This is a genomic window from Kitasatospora sp. NPDC056800, from assembly GCF_042789775.1.
GTDB lineage: Bacteria > Actinomycetota > Actinomycetes > Streptomycetales > Streptomycetaceae > Kitasatospora.
Map to the genome: position 1 here is coordinate 1 of NZ_JBHUAL010000369.1, position 3,422 is coordinate 3,422.

Annotated in this window: 3 protein-coding genes; all 3 read right to left on the reverse strand. The window is 69.5% G+C overall.

Features of this window, described 5'->3' with window-relative positions:
• Positions 1-170: 170 nt before the first annotated feature.
• Complete coding sequence (locus tag ACFRQN_RS40285) at positions 171-527, reverse strand: hypothetical protein (RefSeq protein WP_049652339.1); 357 nt, start codon at positions 525-527, stop codon at positions 171-173.
• 136 nt (positions 528-663) lie between these two features.
• Positions 664-2,286: a chaperonin GroEL gene (gene groL, locus ACFRQN_RS40290; protein ID WP_049652341.1), complete on the reverse strand. Its 1,623-nt coding sequence runs from the start codon at positions 2,284-2,286 to the stop codon at positions 664-666.
• Between the two features lie 336 nt (positions 2,287-2,622).
• Positions 2,623-2,826 carry a cold-shock protein gene (locus ACFRQN_RS40295; protein ID WP_030289665.1) on the reverse strand — a complete coding sequence of 68 codons (204 nt, stop codon included), beginning with the start codon at positions 2,824-2,826 and terminating at the stop codon, positions 2,623-2,625.
• Between the last annotated feature and the right edge of the window lie 596 nt (positions 2,827-3,422).

Sequence of the window (3,422 nt, forward strand, 5' to 3'; positions counted from 1 at the left end):
CATCGCAAGGCGGAGGAGGGAGCCACTGCGGTGGGGGCACCTCCCGGCCGAAGGCTGGGGGCCATTGGCGACCGACGACAACGCGGCGAGGTGCGCTTGTGCCCTGGGGGTACCTCCCGGCCGAAGGCTGGGGGAGCGTCGCCCCGCAGACGCGAGTTTGAAGACAGGCCCTAGGCGAGCTTCCCCACCGGCGCCACCACCGCGCCCTGCTTGCCGCACACCCAGTGCGGCTCCGGCCCCAGCTCGGGCTCCACGCTCAGCGCGTGCGGGTCCCCGTCGGCCGCGCACCCGGTGCACAGCGGCCAGCGCCCGTACGCCTCCAGCAGCGCGTCCTGGACGTCCTGGGCGACCAGCCCGAGCACGTACTCGGTGCCGTCCGGCCACTGCTCCAGCCACCAGCGGCGGTGCGTCACGGCCTGCTCCACCAGCGAGACGACGGCGGCGTCCGCCACGTCCCGCGCGGTGAGGTCGGCCAGGATCAGTGCCCGCGCGTTGTGCAGGGCGGTCTCGATGTCGTCGGAAGCCATCCGTCCATTCTCCGTCCACCGGCCCGAACGCCGAAACGCCGGACGTCCGAACGCCGAAACGCCGTGTGGGCGGCCCCCCCGAAGGGAGCCGCCCACACGGACGAGGAACCAGCCGATCCGATCGAAGCGATCAGGATCAGAAGTCCATGTCACCGCCCGGCATGCCGCCGCCGGCGGCCGCGGCGGCCTTCTCCGGCTTGTCGGCGATGACGGCCTCGGTGGTCAGGAACAGCGCCGCGATGGAGGCGGCGTTCTGCAGCGCGGAGCGGGTCACCTTGGCCGGGTCGATGATGCCCTCGGCGATCAGGTCGACGTAGGTGTTGGTGGCCGCGTTCAGGCCGTGACCGGCGGGGAGGTTGCGCACCTTCTCCACCACGACGCCACCCTCCAGGCCGGCGTTGGTCGCGATCTGCTTGATCGGGGCCTCCAGCGCGACCTTGACGATGTTGGCACCGGTGGCCTCGTCGCCCTCCAGCTCCAGCTTGTCGAAGGCGACACCGGCCTGCAGCAGGGCGACGCCACCACCGGCGACGATGCCCTCCTCGACGGCGGCCTTGGCGTTGCGGACGGCGTCCTCGATGCGGTGCTTGCGCTCCTTGAGCTCCACCTCGGTGGCCGCGCCGGCCTTGATGACGGCCACGCCGCCGGCCAGCTTGGCGAGGCGCTCCTGGAGCTTCTCGCGGTCGTAGTCCGAGTCGCTGTTCTCGATCTCGGCGCGGATCTGGTTCACGCGGCCCGCGACCTGCTCGCTGTCGCCGCCACCGTCGACGATGGTGGTCTCGTCCTTGGTGATGACCACCTTGCGGGCGGTGCCCAGCAGGTCGATGCCGGCGTTCTCCAGCTTGAGGCCGACCTCCTCGGAGATCACGGTGCCACCGGTGAGGATGGCGATGTCGCCGAGCATGGCCTTGCGGCGGTCACCGAAGCCCGGGGCCTTGACGGCGACGGACTTGAAGGTGCCACGGATCTTGTTCACGACCAGGGTCGACAGGGCCTCGCCCTCGACGTCCTCGGCGATGATGACCAGCGGCTTGCCGCTCTGCATGACCTTCTCCAGCAGCGGGAGCAGGTCCTTGACCGAGCCGATCTTGGAGTTGGCGATGAGGATGTACGGGTCCTCGAACGTCGCCTCCATCCGCTCCAGGTCGGTGGCGAAGTAGGCGGAGATGTAGCCCTTGTCGAAGCGCATGCCCTCGGTGAGCTCGAGCTCCAGACCGAAGGTGTTGCTCTCCTCGACGGTGATGACGCCTTCCTTGCCGACCTTGTCCATGGCCTCGGCGATGAGCTCGCCGATCTGGGTGTCAGCGGCGGAGATGGAGGCGGTGGAGGCGATCTGCTCCTTGGTCTCCACGTCCTTGGCCTGGGCCAGCAGCTGGTCGGAGACGGCCGCGACGGCCTTCTCGATGCCGCGCTTCAGGGCCATCGGGTTGGCGCCGGCGGCGACGTTGCGCAGACCCTCGCGAACCAGGGCCTGGGCGAGCACGGTGGCGGTGGTGGTGCCGTCACCCGCGACGTCGTCCGTCTTCTTGGCGACCTCCTTGACGAGCTCCGCACCGATCTTCTCGTACGGGTCCTCGAGCTCGATCTCCTTGGCGATGGAGACACCGTCGTTGGTGATCGTGGGGGCGCCCCACTTCTTCTCCAGCACGACGTTGCGGCCCTTGGGGCCGAGCGTGACCTTCACGGCGTCGGCGAGCTGGTTCATGCCACGCTCAAGGCCGCGGCGAGCTTCCTCATCAAAGGCGATGATCTTGGCCATCTGAAGTGGTCCTCCGGGACACGGTCGACTGCTCGGACCAAGGGGTGCCCGCGACGGACGGCCCTGGTGTGCGGGGGTCCATTCCCCTACCGCTCCCGGGGGCCTCACCGACCCGGTCCGCTGTCACTCTCACGCTGTGAGTGCTAACGCCAATGATTAGCACTCCGGGTGGTCGAGTGCAAGCCCAATCGACGATCCGCGAGCCGTCGCCGGAGCCCCGGCGGAGCCGCGTCGGGGAACGCCGACGGGCCCGTACGACACGCGTCGCACGGGCCCGTCGAGAAGCGAGTGGTCACCAGCCGTAGGGCCGCGCCGAGCTCCTGGAGTCGGAAGGGGTCAGACCGCCGCGCGGACCATGTCCGCCTGCGGGCCCTTCTGTCCCTGGGAGATCTCGAACTCGACCCGCTGGCCCTCCTCGAGGGTGCGGTAGCCGTCCATCTGGATCGCGCTGTAGTGGACGAAGACGTCCGCACCACCGTCGACCGCGATGAAGCCGTAGCCCTTCTCCGCGTTGAACCACTTGACGGTGCCCTGAGCCATTCCGAACTCCCCTAGTGCTGTGCTGGCCCTTCACGTGCCCGCAGGTCGCGGGCCCGGGTTGGTTGAAGGCCGGCCCGGGGAACCCCCCCTGGGCGCAGCCGTGCACGCCGCAACCATCCGCGCGGAACGCCGGGCGGCCTCCGGTGAGCGGGTGATTGCGTCGACCGCCGCTGAATGTATCCGGATCGACGCCCTCTGCAACAGGGCCAACCGCCGGTAATTCCGCCAAGGCGTCAAGGGACAGGACGGATCGAATCGGAATAATCTCGGCATTCCACGCCGGACATAGCGGACGAATTACTCAAATGCCCGCGCGAATTCTGACATCTGCCTGACATGTTTCACGGTCCGCCCCCGGCGGCCGGACGCCCCCGGGCCGAGCACTGCGGGGGCCGAAAGGGAAACCCTGTTCCCAGCCGAGCCACACTCTACTCCGACTCGACCCGGAAATATTCCCGCCGGAATGCGAGCGGTGGGCCCCCCCCAACGGGGAACGGGTTGAGGTAGCCCCGGGGGCCCCCGGGGGGGGGTTTTTGGGGGGGCCGCCCCCCGCCCCCCCCCCGGGGATGGGGGAGCGGGGGGCCGCCCAGGTGTGG